Annotated in this window: 19 protein-coding genes; 8 read left to right on the forward strand and 11 right to left on the reverse strand. The window is 34.2% G+C overall.

Going from position 1 to position 16,296, the window contains the following annotated elements; all coding sequences use genetic code 11:
* Positions 1-100: 100 nt before the first annotated feature.
* Together RM520_RS09990 and RM520_RS09995 are read left to right on the forward strand one after the other, a co-directional pair.
* On the forward strand, positions 101-859 hold the full coding sequence (locus tag RM520_RS09990) for a DUF547 domain-containing protein (protein WP_311387926.1): 759 nt from the start codon (positions 101-103) through the stop codon (positions 857-859).
* 119 nt (positions 860-978) lie between these two features.
* Positions 979-2,172: an LETM1-related biofilm-associated protein gene (locus tag RM520_RS09995; protein ID WP_311387927.1), complete on the forward strand. Its 1,194-nt coding sequence runs from the start codon at positions 979-981 to the stop codon at positions 2,170-2,172.
* Between the two features lie 76 nt (positions 2,173-2,248).
* Here the strand turns inward: RM520_RS09995 and RM520_RS10000 are convergent, their stop codons facing one another.
* The 11 genes from RM520_RS10000 to RM520_RS10050 form a co-directional block, all read right to left on the reverse strand.
* A complete protein-coding gene (locus RM520_RS10000) occupies positions 2,249-3,004 on the reverse strand; it encodes a LytR/AlgR family response regulator transcription factor (RefSeq protein ID WP_311387928.1) in 756 nt (251 codons plus the stop codon).
* A gap of 49 nt (positions 3,005-3,053) precedes the next feature.
* Positions 3,054-3,386 carry a 2TM domain-containing protein gene (locus tag RM520_RS10005; protein WP_311387929.1) on the reverse strand — a complete coding sequence of 111 codons (333 nt, stop codon included), beginning with the start codon at positions 3,384-3,386 and terminating at the stop codon, positions 3,054-3,056.
* 11 nt (positions 3,387-3,397) lie between these two features.
* A complete protein-coding gene (locus RM520_RS10010; RefSeq protein WP_311387930.1) occupies positions 3,398-3,748 on the reverse strand; it encodes a 2TM domain-containing protein in 351 nt (116 codons plus the stop codon).
* Positions 3,745-4,068 carry a 2TM domain-containing protein gene (locus tag RM520_RS10015; RefSeq protein ID WP_311385578.1) on the reverse strand — a complete coding sequence of 108 codons (324 nt, stop codon included), beginning with the start codon at positions 4,066-4,068 and terminating at the stop codon, positions 3,745-3,747. The genes RM520_RS10010 and RM520_RS10015 overlap by 4 nt, the downstream gene beginning before the upstream one ends.
* Positions 4,069-4,070: 2 nt before the next feature.
* Positions 4,071-4,373 carry a 2TM domain-containing protein gene (locus RM520_RS10020; protein WP_311385579.1) on the reverse strand — a complete coding sequence of 101 codons (303 nt, stop codon included), beginning with the start codon at positions 4,371-4,373 and terminating at the stop codon, positions 4,071-4,073.
* 33 nt (positions 4,374-4,406) lie between these two features.
* Complete coding sequence (locus RM520_RS10025) at positions 4,407-4,691, reverse strand: 2TM domain-containing protein (protein ID WP_311385580.1); 285 nt, start codon at positions 4,689-4,691, stop codon at positions 4,407-4,409.
* 24 nt (positions 4,692-4,715) lie between these two features.
* The gene (locus RM520_RS10030; RefSeq protein ID WP_311387931.1) at positions 4,716-4,994 is read right to left on the reverse strand and encodes a 2TM domain-containing protein; all 279 of its coding nucleotides are present in this window, start codon (positions 4,992-4,994) and stop codon (positions 4,716-4,718) included.
* A gap of 171 nt (positions 4,995-5,165) precedes the next feature.
* Positions 5,166-6,494: a 2TM domain-containing protein gene (locus RM520_RS10035; protein WP_311387932.1), complete on the reverse strand. Its 1,329-nt coding sequence runs from the start codon at positions 6,492-6,494 to the stop codon at positions 5,166-5,168.
* A gap of 3 nt (positions 6,495-6,497) precedes the next feature.
* Positions 6,498-7,121: a tetratricopeptide repeat protein gene (locus tag RM520_RS10040; RefSeq protein WP_311387933.1), complete on the reverse strand. Its 624-nt coding sequence runs from the start codon at positions 7,119-7,121 to the stop codon at positions 6,498-6,500.
* Between the two features lie 117 nt (positions 7,122-7,238).
* Positions 7,239-8,186: a C-type lectin domain-containing protein gene (locus tag RM520_RS10045; RefSeq protein WP_311387934.1), complete on the reverse strand. Its 948-nt coding sequence runs from the start codon at positions 8,184-8,186 to the stop codon at positions 7,239-7,241.
* A 140-nt stretch (positions 8,187-8,326) separates the two neighbouring features.
* The gene (locus RM520_RS10050; protein WP_311387935.1) at positions 8,327-10,486 is read right to left on the reverse strand and encodes a TonB-dependent receptor; all 2,160 of its coding nucleotides are present in this window, start codon (positions 10,484-10,486) and stop codon (positions 8,327-8,329) included.
* Between the two features lie 155 nt (positions 10,487-10,641).
* Here RM520_RS10050 and RM520_RS10055 point away from each other — a divergent pair, with 155 nt between their 5' ends.
* The 6 genes from RM520_RS10055 to RM520_RS10080 all read left to right on the forward strand — a co-directional run bounded on the left by RM520_RS10055 (position 10,642) and on the right by RM520_RS10080 (position 16,293).
* Positions 10,642-11,934, forward strand: coding sequence for a DEAD/DEAH box helicase (locus tag RM520_RS10055; RefSeq protein WP_311387936.1), 1,293 nt, complete (start codon positions 10,642-10,644; stop codon positions 11,932-11,934).
* Between the two features lie 145 nt (positions 11,935-12,079).
* Positions 12,080-12,772, forward strand: a complete 693-nt coding sequence (locus tag RM520_RS10060) for a Type 1 glutamine amidotransferase-like domain-containing protein (RefSeq protein ID WP_311385587.1) — start codon at positions 12,080-12,082, stop codon at positions 12,770-12,772.
* A 20-nt stretch (positions 12,773-12,792) separates the two neighbouring features.
* A complete protein-coding gene (locus RM520_RS10065) occupies positions 12,793-12,984 on the forward strand; it encodes a hypothetical protein (RefSeq protein WP_311385588.1) in 192 nt (63 codons plus the stop codon).
* A gap of 29 nt (positions 12,985-13,013) precedes the next feature.
* The gene (locus RM520_RS10070; protein ID WP_311387937.1) at positions 13,014-14,399 is read left to right on the forward strand and encodes a glycoside hydrolase family 113; all 1,386 of its coding nucleotides are present in this window, start codon (positions 13,014-13,016) and stop codon (positions 14,397-14,399) included.
* 5 nt (positions 14,400-14,404) lie between these two features.
* Positions 14,405-14,530, forward strand: a complete 126-nt coding sequence (locus RM520_RS10075) for a hypothetical protein (RefSeq protein WP_311385590.1) — start codon at positions 14,405-14,407, stop codon at positions 14,528-14,530.
* A gap of 80 nt (positions 14,531-14,610) precedes the next feature.
* The gene (locus RM520_RS10080) at positions 14,611-16,293 is read left to right on the forward strand and encodes an N-acyl-D-amino-acid deacylase family protein (protein WP_311387938.1); all 1,683 of its coding nucleotides are present in this window, start codon (positions 14,611-14,613) and stop codon (positions 16,291-16,293) included.
* Positions 16,294-16,296 lie beyond the last annotated feature (3 nt).

Below are 16,296 nucleotides of genomic sequence, written 5' to 3' on the forward strand. Positions count from 1 at the left end.
AGTTTGCTAGATTTCAGAAAGGAAATTAAATCTTTTACGACAAAGACCACATGTGCTTAATTAACTGTGGTAAATTGAATTTCTGGTGAAACAAAATGATATGAAATTAAAAGGCATTAGTATTTTTCTTTTGTTAATCTTCTCCATGTGTGAAGCACAGACTACGAAACTTAATTCGCTTTCTGAGCAGTTTTTAGAAAAAATTAAAAAAGGTGAAAACACTGAATATCTTCAAGAGCAGTTAGCGAAAATTGACCTAGAAGAATTAGCTAACACCCTTAAAACAGATGAACAAAAGTTAGCCTTTTGGATTAATCTCTACAATGCTTACATACAAGTAATTCTGAAAAAAAGTCCGGAACTTTATGAAAATCGAAACCATTTCTTTTCAAGAAATCAAATAATTATAGCCGAAAATGAAATTTCTTTTGATAAGATTGAACATGGGATAATTCGAAAGTCTAAATCCAAACTAGGATTGGGATACGTAAAAAAAAGTTTTCCTAATGGGTTCGAAAAATTATTAAGAGTAGAAAATCCAGATTACAGAATTCATTTTGCTCTTAACTGTGGTGCAAAAGACTGTCCACCAATTGCTATTTATTACCCTATTGATTTACATCATCAATTGGCCAAGAGCGCAACGTATTTTTTAAAAAGTTCCACAACATTTGATACCACACAAAACAAAGTATTTGTTTCTTCTGTGTTTAGTTGGTTTAGGGGAGATTTTGGAGGCAAAGATGGTTCACTTAAGATTCTTAAAGAACAAGACCTGATTCCCACGACCAGGGGCGTAGCAATTGACTATAAAGAATATAATTGGACCCTGGATTTGGGTAATTTTATTGAGTTCTAAAGCTGTTAGAAAATCTTTTGCTTTTCAAAATTCTTCTTTTCAATTTTAATTTAATTAGATGACTTCATTGTAGCCAAAGTCTTATAATTTATGTTTCTTTGAAGTTGGAAAATTAACCTATGAACCCATCTGCTCCAGGTTGGATTAATAAATTTGGTTCTCTTTTAAAAACCGGAGAGTTACCCTATTCTTCTTACAAAGAACTCTATCTAGAGCTATTAGATAATGGCTTTGTTTATGGCATACATCTAGACATTCCATCATTTATACCTACTGAACATAAGCTATCGGAAGATGAGATAGCCAAAATAAATCTATTAACGGCTTTATATTTTGCTTTTCGTTTTGAAACTAACAGTTCAGATTTTGAAAAGTTTGTTGATACTGTTTTTGCCTATTATCAACAAATGGAGGTTGGAAGAATCTCTTTCTTAAATAAAATATTGACCGGAAGCAAAACCATTGCACAACTTGAAAAGCTTGTTGAGTCAAGAATTTACTTAAATGGTAACGTTTTTAATAAAGCTTTTGGGAATAGTTTAACCAACTCTTTATTATATGTTGATATTTTAATTTTTAGTGCCTACTTGTCAAACTCTAAGTCGTTAACAAGACATGCTCAAGTTTTAGAATATATAACTATTAACATAGCTTATCACGCTCTTTATTCAAAAAAGCGAAATGATAATGATCTTAAACTAATGCAATTATTAGAATCATCATTAACCTATGTTGATTTAAACGAGACAAAATTTGAAGGATCTTATCTTCAAATGATACCAGATAATTTAAGTGAATGTGAGAAAGATTATTTGCTCGATTTTGCTTGTTTAGCTGTTTGGGAAGATGCTACTTTAGACCACTCAGAATCAGAGTTTATTTTTAAAATTTCTAGCGTCTTAGACAAGACAAAAACCAACGCTAAAAATGCATTAGAAAATGTTAAACTTTTCTTCATTAAAAATCATCAAAAAATACCCTATTTACAAGACACAAATTTGGCATCAAAATTCTATGATGGGATGACCAAAAATGTCAGTAAATTAATTTTACGAAATAGTAAAAGGCTTAAAAAGGAGCTTTCAGAAAGTAGAGAGTTAGTACAGCTTTTAGCCAAGGCAACTTCTAAAGATTTAAATGTAGAGGAGCGAAAAAAAATACAAAGTCAACTTCTTGACCTCTTTAAATCTATTCCGTCTCTAGCTATTTTCATGTTACCAGGTGGAGCTGTTTTATTACCAATTTTTATTAAATTAATTCCTAAATTGCTACCATCGGCTTTTGATGATAATAGGGTGGATGAAAAAGGGTGATTTTAGTAAAAATAGCTGGTATAAGAAAAATCTATAACGATATTTAATTATCTTAAATTCAGATTATTAAATACTCTTATTCCAACCATAACTTAAAATCTTTTACTCGCTCCCGGCTAACAATAATTTCCTGTTCTTTAAAGCTATTTAGCTTAATTTGAAGTCTAGAATTAGTATATGAAATTATATCATTAATATGATTTATATTAACATAGAATTTACGGCTTACTCTGAAAAATATTTTTGGTGAAAGTTCGTCTTCAAGGTTTTCTAAAGTGGTATCCAACAAATAATTTCTTCCATCAATAGTAGCTGCATAAGTGCCTTTATTTTCACTATAAAAACACTCAACTTCATCAGCATTAATAATTTTTATATGCTGTCCAACTTTGGCTGTAAATCGTTTTTTGAATTCGCGTTCAAGTGGGTTAATTAAAAGCTTTTTAATGTCTTCAAAATCAACAGCAATTTGTTCTTTTTCAGGCTTTAATTCTTTGTACTGTTTTACCGCTTTTTCAAGCTCCTCGTCATCTATAGGTTTTAGCAGATAATCAATGCTATTTAACTTAAAAGCCTGCAGCGCATATTCATCATAAGCGGTAGTAAAAATGATAGCACTTTTAACATCAACAACATCGAATATTTCAAATGATAATCCATCCGAAAGTTGAATGTCTAAAAAGATTAAATCAGGGTGTTTATTATTTTGAAACCACTCAATTGATTCTTCAACAGAATGAAGCATTGTTGAAACCGCAACATTTAAATCACTCAATAATCTTCCTAATCTTCTAGCTGCAGGTTTTTCGTCCTCAATAATGATAACTTTCATTCAGGTTTATTTTAATATTGATACTTAAACTTCGATAAAATTTATCAAACTATCTATACTTATTCTCTTCTTTACTTTCTTGTTCCATGAATTTCTGTATTTGCTTTTTCTCCCAGTTTTTAAAAAAAGGAAGTTTGTTACGAAAAACAAGCAAACCATGAAAAATTAAAAATATACCCCAGATTATGAAATTTTCATTTATCCAATCAAAATAATAAGAAGCTCTTGGAAAACCATTTGGCAGCCAAGAATGAATCCAGCCACTTTTAATTAAATAAAGAGCCAAATTCACCACCACAAAGATTTTAATATGATTATAAAAACCTTTTAATTGTTTCACCCTTTTAGTAGCACGTTTGTATTTAATTGTTTTATTTTCCATACGAATGGTTACTACATGGAATTTGAATTGTTTCTCATTCTCTCCTTTTCCATATAGCTTTTTATTTTACGTTCTTCCCATTTTTTGAAGGGACTTGGAATAAAAACCACTGCAGCATGTGCTAACAATACTAAACCCCAGATTATTGGTGTCCCATATACATTCCAATTAATCCATTTCATAAAATCAGGATTACCTAAAGCCTCTTTACTTAAGAGAATAAAAGTCATTTTACCAGAAAATAAGAGCAAAAGACCATTAATAATTATATAAACCATTAAATGTTTATAAAAACTCTTAAGTTTCTTTACGCGTTCTTGAGCGCGCTCTAATTGCGATGTTGCGCTATATTCCTTTTTCATTTCTTAGTATATTTTTCAGAAATCTTACGGTCCTCTTCCATATACTTTTCTATTTGACGTTTTTCCCAATCCTTATTTAAAATTGGATTAAAATTAAAAACCTTAGCAGCATGAAAAAATAAACCAATACCCCAAAAGAAAGGGGTTAAAAAATGAGAAAATTGCCAAAAATTTTCACCATCATATCCATTGCCAATAAAAATATTAACCAAAATAAAAATATTTATTATCGTATAAATTGTGGCATGAATATAAAATCCCTTTATCTGTTCTACTCTTTTCTTTGCTCTATTGAGCTTTTCTGTTTTTAAATCTTCCATAACTATTGCCATTTTCTCTGATCATTCTCCTTTTCCATATACTCTTTAATCTTACGTTTCTCCCAGTCCTTACCAAAAAATGGATTAAGACTAAAAGTACCTATCGCATGCGATATAACGCCTATTCCCCAGCCAAAAGCTGCCCATAAAAACCACATATACCTCCATTCATTTACCCAATAATTTAAGGCTCCAAGGCCGGCTATTACAATAAAATAAGATGTTAAGTGTCCATAGAACTTTTTTAGCTCGTCAACGCGCTCCTTAGCTCTTAAGTATTTGTTGTTATTATTTGTGTTTTCCATAATAATGGTTTGTTGGTTTTTAAAGATAAAAGTTTAAAAATCGCCCTTCTCAATAAACTCTTTTATTTTCCGCTCTTCCCAGTCTTTACCAAAAATCATATTTAATCCGTAAATCTTAGAAGCCCTAATAAAAAGACTTAAACTTACCCCAAAAACAACCCATAAAAACCATGGTCTTTGCCATTCATTCAGATAATAGTTTATAGCCCCGACAATTAGAATTGCAACAATGCCTCGTATCACTCTTCCATAAAAAGCTTTGATTTCTTCTACATTTTTCTTTGCTCTTAAATATTTACTCTCGTTATAGTTTTCCATTTTATTCGCTTTTTGGTTGATGTATTATAGTTTATCACTTTCTATTAATTCTTTAATTTTTCGCTCTTCCCAATCTTTACCGAAAATCAAGTTTTGACCAAAAGCGCGAAGACCATGACTTATGAGTCCTAATCCCCATCCTACTGCAGGAAAGATTACCCAAACAAAACTAGTTGTAGAATAGTTGATATAGGCTAAAGCGCTTATGACCAAAAAATAGATTGTTAGGTGGGTGTAAAAAGACTTAATGCATTTTACTCTTTCAACAGCTTTATTGTATTTGTATTCGTTTATGTTTTCCATGATGATATGCTTTTATTTTGTTATTAATTACATACCAAATCTCTCAATAAGTGGGCTATTCTAAAAAAGTGTATTACTGAATTGTAGTTTTAATAGGATGGATTGAAAAAAGGCTGGGTAGTATTGAAAATGAATTGCTGAATTTGTAAGAAGAACTATCGCTTTTTTAATTTAAAAGTCTTCATTTTCCATTAATTCTTGGATTTTCTTTTGTTCCCAACGTTTACCCCAGATTGGATTATAGCCAAAGGCCTCTAAGGCGTGCATAGTTAAACCAAAGCCCCAACCTAAAGTTGGGAATATCGCCCAAATGAAATCAGTTGTTCGCAAGTTAAGCCACCATAAAAAGGGTATAACAATAAGATAAGCAATGAGATTACCATAAAAACCTTTAAGTGCTTCAACCCTTTCTTTAGCCTTTAAATAACGTTTTTCCTCAATGTGTTCTTCTTGTGTTTCCATCACGGAAACTTGTTTAGATAACATGGGTAGAGATACACTAAAATCGGACTTTGTTTTGTTTATAAATACCAGTTTATCCGTTAAAATATCATAACGTTGGCGAATATTTTGCAGACCAACTCCACTGCTCTTTTTAACGACTTGTTTTTCTTGCAGATTATTTTCAACAACAAGGTTACCATTACTCTCAAATACCTTAATATGTAAAGGCCTTGAGGAAGTCACTACATTATGTTTTACAGCATTTTCTAAAAGTAGTTGCAAAGAAAGTGGTATGATCTTGGCATCTGGCTGGCTAGATTGCTCTGGTATGTCAAATACGATGCTATCTTCAAAACGCATTTTTAATAACCTAACGTAGGTACGTGCGAAATTTAGTTCTTCATCTACTGTAACTAAGTCTTTGTTCTTTTGTTCCAAAACGTATCGATAAACTTTAGATAGCGAGGTTGTAAACTTTTGAGCTTGATGTGGATCTTCTTCAATTAGACTAGTCAATACATTAAGACTATTGAAGAGAAAGTGCGGATCTAATTGATTTTTTAGCGCGTCAAATCGTGCAGAGGCGGTACCAGCAATTATTTTTTGCTCTTTTACCTCTCTTTTTTGAAGGGTACGATAGAAATAAAAAGCATGGGTGAACAGAGATGCAATTAAGGTAATAATCAGTGCAATTACATAAGAGCCCGTCTCATTTTTTTCGCGTTCCACAAACTCGTAGAAAGAACTACCAGTAAAATAATAATAGACTAAAAATCGAAGCAGCCCAAAAGTTATTAGAGTCAATACCAAAGACCCAATGGCTCCAAACCATAACCGTTTCTTTGGATCTTTCTCCCATGAATATCGAAGATTCATTCCATCGTAGTAATATGAGTTAACTAAAGTGAGTCCAAAAGAAAAAACAAAGGCAATAATTAAGTTTCGGGAAATACTTTCCAAAGAGTAATCATTATTCCCAAATATAAAAATGCTAAGAATAGCAACAAAAACCGTAATCAGTAAAGAAATCTTAACTACTTTGACAAAACTCCACATGCATTATGCTTTACATTCCTTTAAAACTTGTTCAGCTCTTTCTTTACCCCAAACAGGATAAAAAGGAATATCAGATTTAAAGGTAGCAAAAAGTTCTAAAGCCTTTTCAATATCATTACAATATGGAGTAGTGTCCTTTCCAAAATAACGAGCTGAACCCATATCCCATTCAGCTTTTGATAATAGTACTCGAGGGTTCTGTGGAGCTATTTTCATTGCTTCATTATACAATTTGACGTTCTTTCCAGATAATGTCATACCATATGTGGCACCATCAAAAGCAATCCAAGCGGTATTTATCATAGCTTCTTGTACTAAAATTTCAGGATTATCTGGCGAAATTCTCTTTGCAATTGCTATAAACTCTTTTGCCTTTTCTAATTGTTGCGTTAATTTTTCTTCATCTTTTTCTCCAAAAGATGCTGTTGTATTGACAACAGAAACGTAGAAATATGGAAGCCAATTGTCACTTTCAGCCATTGCAATTCTTTCAAAAAGATTTGAAGCTTCAGCAGTTTTCTGTTCGGTCCAAAGTTGCATGGCTTTCTCCATACCCTTAGCGTATTGATCTTGTGCATTTAAAACTCCGGTAATTAAAAAAAGGATTGGTACTATTAATTTTTTCATGACTGTTGTTTTTTGATTTATGAAACAAAAGTCTTTAAGAATATAATGTGTAGAAAAGTAAAGCTACCGAGTTGTCAAAAAATGAGGATGAATTGTAGATTAGTTCAGAATCAGATTTTAATTCTTATTCACACCATAAGTTATATTTCTATTGGTAATCAATTTGCATTGTATCACCATGGTTGTAGAAGCTGAAATGTTTAAAACGGGATCACCTGGCATACCACCATATTCAACCACGTAACCTTGAGAAGCGTACGCTCCTCCTCCTCCTCCATTAGGTAAGTCATTCCAAGCTCCAATTGGAGCACCACCTCTAATTACTGAAGCTGCGGCAATGTGAGCATAATCTTCTCCACTGCCATAATCATTGGGTTCACCACCATTCCAATTAGCATAAGTGATTTCGGTTCCATTCGAAAGACCTTGCCAAAATAGAGTGCCTGCCTCTGGTCCGGTAACCCAGCGCCACTCATTTTCCACTGCGACATCTGTTGCTCCAATCCAACCAAAACCACTAGCTTGTTGCCCTGCAAAATCTGCTTCTTCTTGTGATGTCAATGTCACTAAATAACCTTGTAAACCAAAATAAGTTCTTGAAGCTGCTGCTGCTTCTGCAGCAGTCCAGGAAATACCTGGTGAAGAAACAAATTCATAATAATGCTGACTTTCAGGCAAAAAATTGGGTTCGCCAACTGTAATCGAAAATTGTCTTGAGCCAGTAGGACTTGTGCTTGAGCTAGAAAATTCTGTTGCTAATATGGCTGCTTCAAATTCTGTATAAGTTGCTGGACCTTCTAAACTTAACTCTCCTTCAACCAGGTTCCAGGAACTGGTGATGTTAGGATGCGTTCCCACTAAACTTAATAAATCTTCGCCATTAACATAACCACCTGAAATTTGAATATAAACGGCCGATGTTGTGGTATCGTCAGGGTCAGTAATACTAATAGTTTCTGCAATGGCCTTTGATGAACCTGTGCAATATGCTTGATAACCTGTAGCAGTTACCGTAGGCGGCTGATTCTGACCATGGCTAGTTTGCCAAAAAAATAGTATAACCATCAACAAACAAAAAGTTATACTACTGAAAAAATTGAATCTCTTCATAATATTCAAAGTACGTATGGAAATGACCGGAATCAAACTAAAAGTTGTACAACATCTAAAAAGTGTTGTTAATTGGCTAAAAAAGTCTTTGAAACTTATAAATTATCCAGCTGATTACTTTTATTATCGGTGCTAATTGTCCAGAAAAAACCAACGAAAAAGAAGCTATCTGCCGAGGGTCTAATCGTTTGACGTTCAAAAACTCCATCAAGATTTGGGGTGTTCGAATATTGGTAATTATTAATATTATTGAAACCTAAAACATTATTGACTGAGAAGTATAAAATCTTCTGTTGGTCAATCAAATATGCCCAATTCAAACTTAGATTATTAAAAGATTTAGTTTTTTCAGCTAAAAACTCTGGTGTATTAGGATTGTCATAAGGTCGTCCAGAACCATAATTGTATGAAAGGCCTACCTGAGATTTTAAATCATCTACCCAAAGTTTTGTAACTAATGACAAACTATGTTTAGGTGCAAAATTTGGTGTGGCTTGCTCCCTAAAATTTCTAAAATCACGCTCTGTATTCAAATAGGAATAAGATACCCAATAATCTAGATTTTTAATAGTTTTATTATCCCTCCAAAAGATATCTAAACCAGTTGCATATCCGTTTCCAGAGTTTTCATACTGAGAATCAAATTGTGGAAGATTAGTATCATACTTGACCAAATTATCATAGTCCTTATAATAAGCCTCTGCTCTAAAAGTTTTACCATTTTTTAAATATTGATAATTGAAAATGTAATGTGATGTTTTCTCAGAAAGCAAATCTTGTTCATACACCAAAATATCATTTAATGGGTTTTGATAAAAATCACCATAAGCCAAAGAAAACTGGCCATTCTCACTAGTTTTATATGCTAAAGAAAGTCTTGGTGAAAAAGTGAATTCATCAATAACCTTTGTACTTTCAACTCTTGCCCCTAGCTTCATTGCAAGTTTATTACTAAAGAAAATATCACTTTCAATAAAACTTGCGAACAGTTGATCATTAAATCCATTCTCAAATTCAGAATTATCTGGCGTAACTATGTTTTCATCATAATCTATATTAAAGAACTCGGCTCCCAGACTAATATTAAACCTATTTGTAAATATTTTTTTTAATTTTAATTTTGAATGAAAAGCAGTTTCAATTGCTCTAACATCAGTATCGAAAACCGTTATTTCATTTTTGTCTTTTGATATACTAGAACCAGCTGTTATAGTCCAGTCATTTTTAAAAAAATATTTATAGGAAGAATTAAAATAGAGATTATTATTGGTTAGTTGAAAACGCACGAAGTCTTCAAAATTGATATCCTCTTGATTAATATCTAAATTAGAATGATTGAAACCAGTGTACAGTTTAAACATACTTTGCTCTCCTTTATTTCTAAAAACTGCTTCTCCAGAAATTGACTCAAAAGGTTTATTCCAACTAATTCCTTGAGTTGATGGTATCAATGCTTCATAAGGCGCCAGATTGATATATTGTGTATTAAAACTAATGGATTGGTTTCCCCAAATTTCGGTATGACCAATTCCTCCACCAACTGACATAATATTAATATCTGTCTTTTCTTGATCCGGTACGTCAGTAGTACTTAATAAAAGAACACTAGAAAGGGCTTGGCCATATTCGGCTGAATACCCTCCGGTGCTGAATGTAATTCCTTTAAAAAGAAAAGGAGAAAACCGTCCTCTAGTTGGAATGTTATTAGCTGTAGCATTAAAAGGCTGAAAAACTCGAAGTCCATCAATAAAGACCTGGGTTTCTCCTGCTGCACCGCCTCTTACAAACAAACGACCATCTTCATTGACCGTACTTGTTCCGGGTAAGGTTTGTAATGCAGCAACAAAATCACCAGCTGCACCAGCTGTAGTTACTATATCTAAAGGCTTTAAAACGGAGACCTTAGAATTGTCACCAGCTTCAAAGGTACCTGCAGAAAGGGTTACCCCTGTTAATTGGTTAATAGATTCCACCAATTGGATGTTTAAGTTTTTTAAATAAGTAACATCGCCTACCTCATAATGCGCTTCATAAGATAACATAGAAATGACTAAAGTTTGGGTGCCAATTTCTGTAGTTTCAAAAGAAAACTTACCTCCTTCAATTGTAGATGCTCCGTCATAAGTGCCCTCTAAATATACATTCGCTCCAACAATTGGATTATTTGACTTATCAGTAACTGTGCCCTCGATAAGTGTTTGGGCTGATGAAACCCAAACAATACTAAAAAAGAAAAAGAAGAATTTGTTTCTCATGATTATTCGTTTGTAATAATTTTTGATTGCGTTTTTAAATTGATGAGACAAATATGCAACTAGGTCAATATTCTATAGAATAAGAACTACCGAACTGTAGGTTTGAATGACTGGATTGTCATAAATTGAAGTACCTTCGTCACTTATTGATTGAAATGACATTTAAAGACCTCGGCTTAGCCGAACCTATATTGAAGGCCTTATTAGATGAAGGCTATACAAATCCTACTCCTATTCAAGAACAAGCGATTCCTATATTACTAAAAGGAAAAGATTTGCTTGGTGTTGCCCAAACCGGAACCGGAAAAACAGCCGCTTTTGGTATTCCGATTCTACACCATCTTTATGAGGCTGGTCAACAACAAGGAAGAAGAAAAATAAAGGCTTTAGTAGTTACTCCAACTAGAGAGTTAGCCATACAAATAGGAGAAAGTTTCACCGCTTACGGTAAACACACCGGACTACGAAATACGGTTATTTTTGGAGGTGTCAAACAAGGAAAACAAGTAAATATTTTAAGAAATGGCGTTGATATTTTAATTGCAACGCCTGGTCGATTATTAGATTTAATGAACCAAGGATTTATCTCGCTTCGAGATATTGAATATGCTGTATTGGATGAAGCTGACCAAATGTTGGACATGGGCTTTATTCATGATATTAAGAAGCTAATTGCCAAACTTCCGCCCAAAAGACAATCGCTTTTCTTTTCAGCTACCATGCCCAAAACCATTGTAGAGCTTTCAAGAAAAATACTAGGCGATTTTGAACAAGTGACCATTAAACCACAACAGGCGACTGCCGAAAAAGTGGAACAAGGCGTTTATTTTGTTTCAAAATCAAACAAACCCAAATTGTTGGTTCATTTGTTGGAAGGTCGCCCTAAAGATTCTGTGTTGGTATTTTCAAGAACCAAACATGGCGCGAATAAAATTGTTAAGAAACTAGGGCAAGCAAATATAGAAGCCGCCGCCATTCATGGCAATAAATCGCAAACAGCTCGTCAAAAAGCTCTCGGCGCTTTTAAAGATGGCAAATTAAAAGTCTTGGTTGCCACAGATATTGCGGCTAGGGGTATTGATGTGGAAGAACTTGCATTGGTTGTCAATCACGATTTACCAAATGTACCCGAAACTTACGTACATCGTATCGGTAGAACTGGTCGTGCAAGCGCTAGCGGAATTGCCATTTCTTTTTGTGATGTTGAAGAGAGACCCTATTTACGAGATATTGAAAAGCTCATCAAACAAGCAGTACCGAGACTACCAGAGCATCCTTTTATGGATGACGTCCCTCCCGAAGGACCAACAATAAAGCAAAAACCTAAGGCTAAAAACAATCAACAAGGTAAAAGCCAAAACAGGAATAGAAACCGTAACAGGAATAAAAATAGAAGTAATTATAAAGGCAATCGAAATAATGGAAATCGACAAAATAGTTCAGATTAAATTACTTAAGAGCAAGCTCTTAAAGCTTACTTAGAAAAACAACTTTAAATTTACCAAGGAAGCCTCACAGGCTAAAAATCTTGAACATTGATTAAAAAAGTTTCATGATTTTTGTCACCAATGTTCGGTTTTGTATTTTGGATAAATGAAAAAACATCTCTTAGTATATGGCAGTGGTAGACATCGAATTCCCTTTTTAAGATTTTTAGCGCAACTGACAGAAAAAGAAAACCCTAACATCTGTTTTTTACCTACTGCTACTGCTGATGACAAAGACTACATTATTGCCTTTTATGAGGTTTGTAAAGGTTTATCGATAAACCCTCATGTATTAAAAGTCTGGATTAATTCTTATGACCAACAAGAAACCTTTGAAGAAATTATTTCTAAAATGGATGCCATTGTCGTCGGTGGTGGAAATACATTGAATATGTTAGCTATTTGGAAGGCGCAAGGTATTGATATCCTTTTAAAACAAGCCTATGACAGAGGTTGTATAATGGCTGGAGGTAGTGCCGGCTCTTTGTGCTGGTTCAATGCAGGCACTACTGATTCTAGGCCAAAAGAGCTAAGCATTGTTAAAGGAATGTCCTTTATCAACAAGAGTCATTGCCCGCATTATAATTCGGAAAAATCAAGAAGACCTTTGTACCATAAAAACATAATGGAAGGTAAACTTACTGATGGGTATGCCTGTGATGACCGTTCTGCCATTCACTTTATAAATGAAAAAGTAGAAAAATCGGTTTCCTTGGATGAGCAGAATTGTTCTTATTATGTCTATCTTAAGGACAATATGATAGTAGAAGAAAAATTAGTTTCTTCCATTATAACTTAATCATTTTTAAAAAATATAATATGGGCATCTTTTGGGATTTATTACAAGAAAATGAATTGGAAAAACAACAAAAGCAAGCCGATAGTATTGAAGAACGGGTAAAAGAACTAGAAAACCAGCTTGCTAACACAAAAACACTTCTTAAAAAGACACTTGAAGCCTTAGAATTACATCTCAATAAAGATATTGATGGCGATGGCCAAACTGGATAAACAGCTATTTTCAGTACCTTTAATAACCTATGCATCAATCAATAGTCAAAAAAGAAATCCGTAATATACTTGTCACTTATTTGCTGACCTGGCTTATTGTGCTTATAGTTGTTACTGCCAGAATATCAAGAGGAAAACGCACATTTAGTGAAGCTGCGACACTATTTTTTGAGTTTTTGTCGAATTCAAGTTTTATTGTAGCTATACATGTGCTTTTTGCTCTCTTTCTTCTCACCTTTTGGATAATTAGATACTTTTTTAGATTAAATAAAAAGAAAGGAAGTAAAGTTTTTTTAAAACAATTATTCTATCGCCTTTTAGCCCCAATTCTAGTTGTCTTTTTGGTATTTAAAAGCTTGGTTTTTGCCAACTCAAATGAAAATTATGATTTTGAATGGAATAATGAATTAATGAACTCTGCGCTTGTCCCCAGCGATTATTATGCTTTAGATAATATGCATCGTGGCATGAGTGTTTTTGGTTGGAGATCTGAGCAGAATGAAGCTTCTGTTGATTCCCTAATTAAAGCGAATGTGGAATGGGTTGCAGTAATTCCGTTTATTGATCAAGAAGATGAAACCTCTAAAACTGTTCGTCGCCCCATTGATAAAGATGCCGAATGGACCTCTAGAGATTCTAGTTTTATTAATACTATTCAAACTATTCATGATAAAGGATTACATGTGCAACTAAAGCCGCACTTATGGACTTTTAATGGTTGGCGAGCAAATTTGACCTTAGAATCTGATGCAGAATGGAGTACTTGGTTTGATTCATATGAAGCATATATGCTCTATTATGCTCGTATGGCAGAATTTACTAATTCTGAATTGTTTTGTATTGGTACGGAGCTCAAAACATCCATTAAAAAACAACCAGAACGTTGGATAACTTTAATTCGGAAGATAAGAGAAATATATTCCGGAAAGTTGACCTATGCTGCTAATTGGCATGACGAATATGAATATATCGATTTTTGGAATGAGTTAGATTATATAGGTATTCAGGCATATTTTCCATTAACCAAAAATAAAAATCCAGATTTAGAGACCATAGAAAAAGGATGGTCTAGACACCTAAAAAAACTTGAAACTTTACATCAGACCTATCAAAAACCTATTTTATTCACTGAAGTTGGGTATAAAAGTGATGCGTCGGCCACAGTAAAGCCATGGGAATGGGATTCATTTTTAAGTGTCCTCTCCGAAAGAAAATCAGATCAAACGCAACAATTAGCTTATGAAGCTCTTTTTAAACAACTTTGGTACAAACCATGGTTCGCAGGAATGTACATTTGGCAATGGGATAACAGAAGCACAAAAGAAGATGCACCAACAAATTTAGATTTCTCACCTAGATTTAAACCTGCCGAAAATGTAATTGCCAAATGGTTTGGCAAACCTACTTCCAAATAGAATTTATGAGTACTATTAATATTATCACATTAATTGCAGTTATTCTCTTCGCTAGACTTGGGGTTCGCTTATACACAAGATACCAACAACTAAAAAAGGAAGAAAAGGAAGCGAAAAACGATAAAACATAGCCGATCTAAGTACGCTATAAATCAAAAACTTAGTTATCTTGTAGCAGCTCCCCTGTACAATCAATAAACCAACCAATAAAATGAATCACTTAAAAAATTATTTGATTGCTTTTTTAGCAATTACAGCGATTGGGTGCGTAAAAGTTAATACCTATGACATCCTTATCAAAAACGGACAAATTTTAGATGGTTCAGGTCAACCCTCTTATATAGGGTCGTTAGGAATCAATGCTGATACTATCGCAGCAGTAGGAAAATTAGAAAATGCCAAAGGCTTAAAAGAGATTGATGCTACCGGCCTCTCGGTAAGCCCTGGGTTTATTAATATGTTGAGTTGGTCTACGGAATCACTCATCATTGATGGTAAATCTGAAAGTGACATTCGTCAGGGTGTAACCTTAGAAGTAATGGGAGAAGGTTGGTCAATGGGTCCATTAAACGTAGAAATGCGACAAGAGCAGCAGCGTACTCAAAAAGATTTCAAGTATGATATTGAATGGACAACGCTAGGCGAATATTTAGAATTTTTACAAAATAAAGGAGTTTCAACCAATGTGGCATCTTTCGTTGGAGCCACTACTCTGCGTATTCATGAGCTTGGTGAAGCAAACCGACCACCAATGCCTGAAGAATTGCATAATATGAAAGTCCTTGCTAAAACAGCAATGGAAGAAGGTGCTATGGGCATTGGTTCGTCATTGATTTATGCTCCTGCTTTTTATGCTGATACCCAAGAATTAATTGAATTATGTAAAGTTGCCTCAGAATATGGCGGAATGTACATCTCTCACATGCGCAGCGAGGGTGATTATTGGTTAGAGGCCATTGATGAGCTAATACAAATTGCCAATGAGGCCGACCTAGCTGCAGAAATCTATCATTTAAAAGCTGGCGGTAAAGATAATTGGAGTAAGTGGGAAGCCGCCATTGCCAAAATTGACTCTGCACGTACTTCGGGCTTAAAAATCACCACCGATATGTATAATTATACCGCTGGTGCTACTGGCTTGGATGCTTCGATGCCACCATGGGTGCAAGAAGGTGGTTATGGAAAATGGGCAGAGCGTTTGCATGACCCAGCTATCCGCAAAAAAGTAATCAGCGAAATGAAGGCTAAAGGTGATGGATGGGAAAACCTATACTTCGCCGCTGGCAGTCCTGAAAAATTAATTTTAAACGGGTTTAGAAGTGATAGCCTGCGCTACCTCACTGGTAAAACTTTAGGAGAAGTGGCTCGCATGCGAGGTACTAGTCCTGAAGAAACCGCAATTGATCTAGTGGTACAAGATAGCAGTCGCGTAGGTACCGTATACTTTCTAATGTCTGAAGAAAATGTAAAAAAACAAATTGCGCTACCGTACATGAGCTTTGGGTCTGATGCGGCTTCAATAGCACCGGTAAAACCATTTACCAATTATAGCCCTCACCCAAGAGCATATGGCAATGTTGCAAGGCTACTGGGTAAATATGTACGCGAAGAAAAAATAATTTCACTCGAGGAGGCTATTTATAAACTAAGTGGTTTGCCAGCTAGTAACCTTAAAATCAAAAAAAGAGGAGCCCTCAAAACAGGCAATTATGCCGATATCGCCATTTTTAATGCGGAAACCATTATTGATAAAGCCACTTTTGATAGTCCCCATCAATTTTCAGAAGGCATGGTACATGTTTTTGTAAACGGAAAACAAGTTTTACAAGATAGCGAACATACAGGAGCTACCCCGGGAAGGGTAGTAAGAGGACCAGGATATATAAAAAAATAAACC

It is taken from the genome of Croceitalea vernalis, assembly GCF_031846405.1.
Classification (GTDB): domain Bacteria; phylum Bacteroidota; class Bacteroidia; order Flavobacteriales; family Flavobacteriaceae; genus Croceitalea; species Croceitalea vernalis.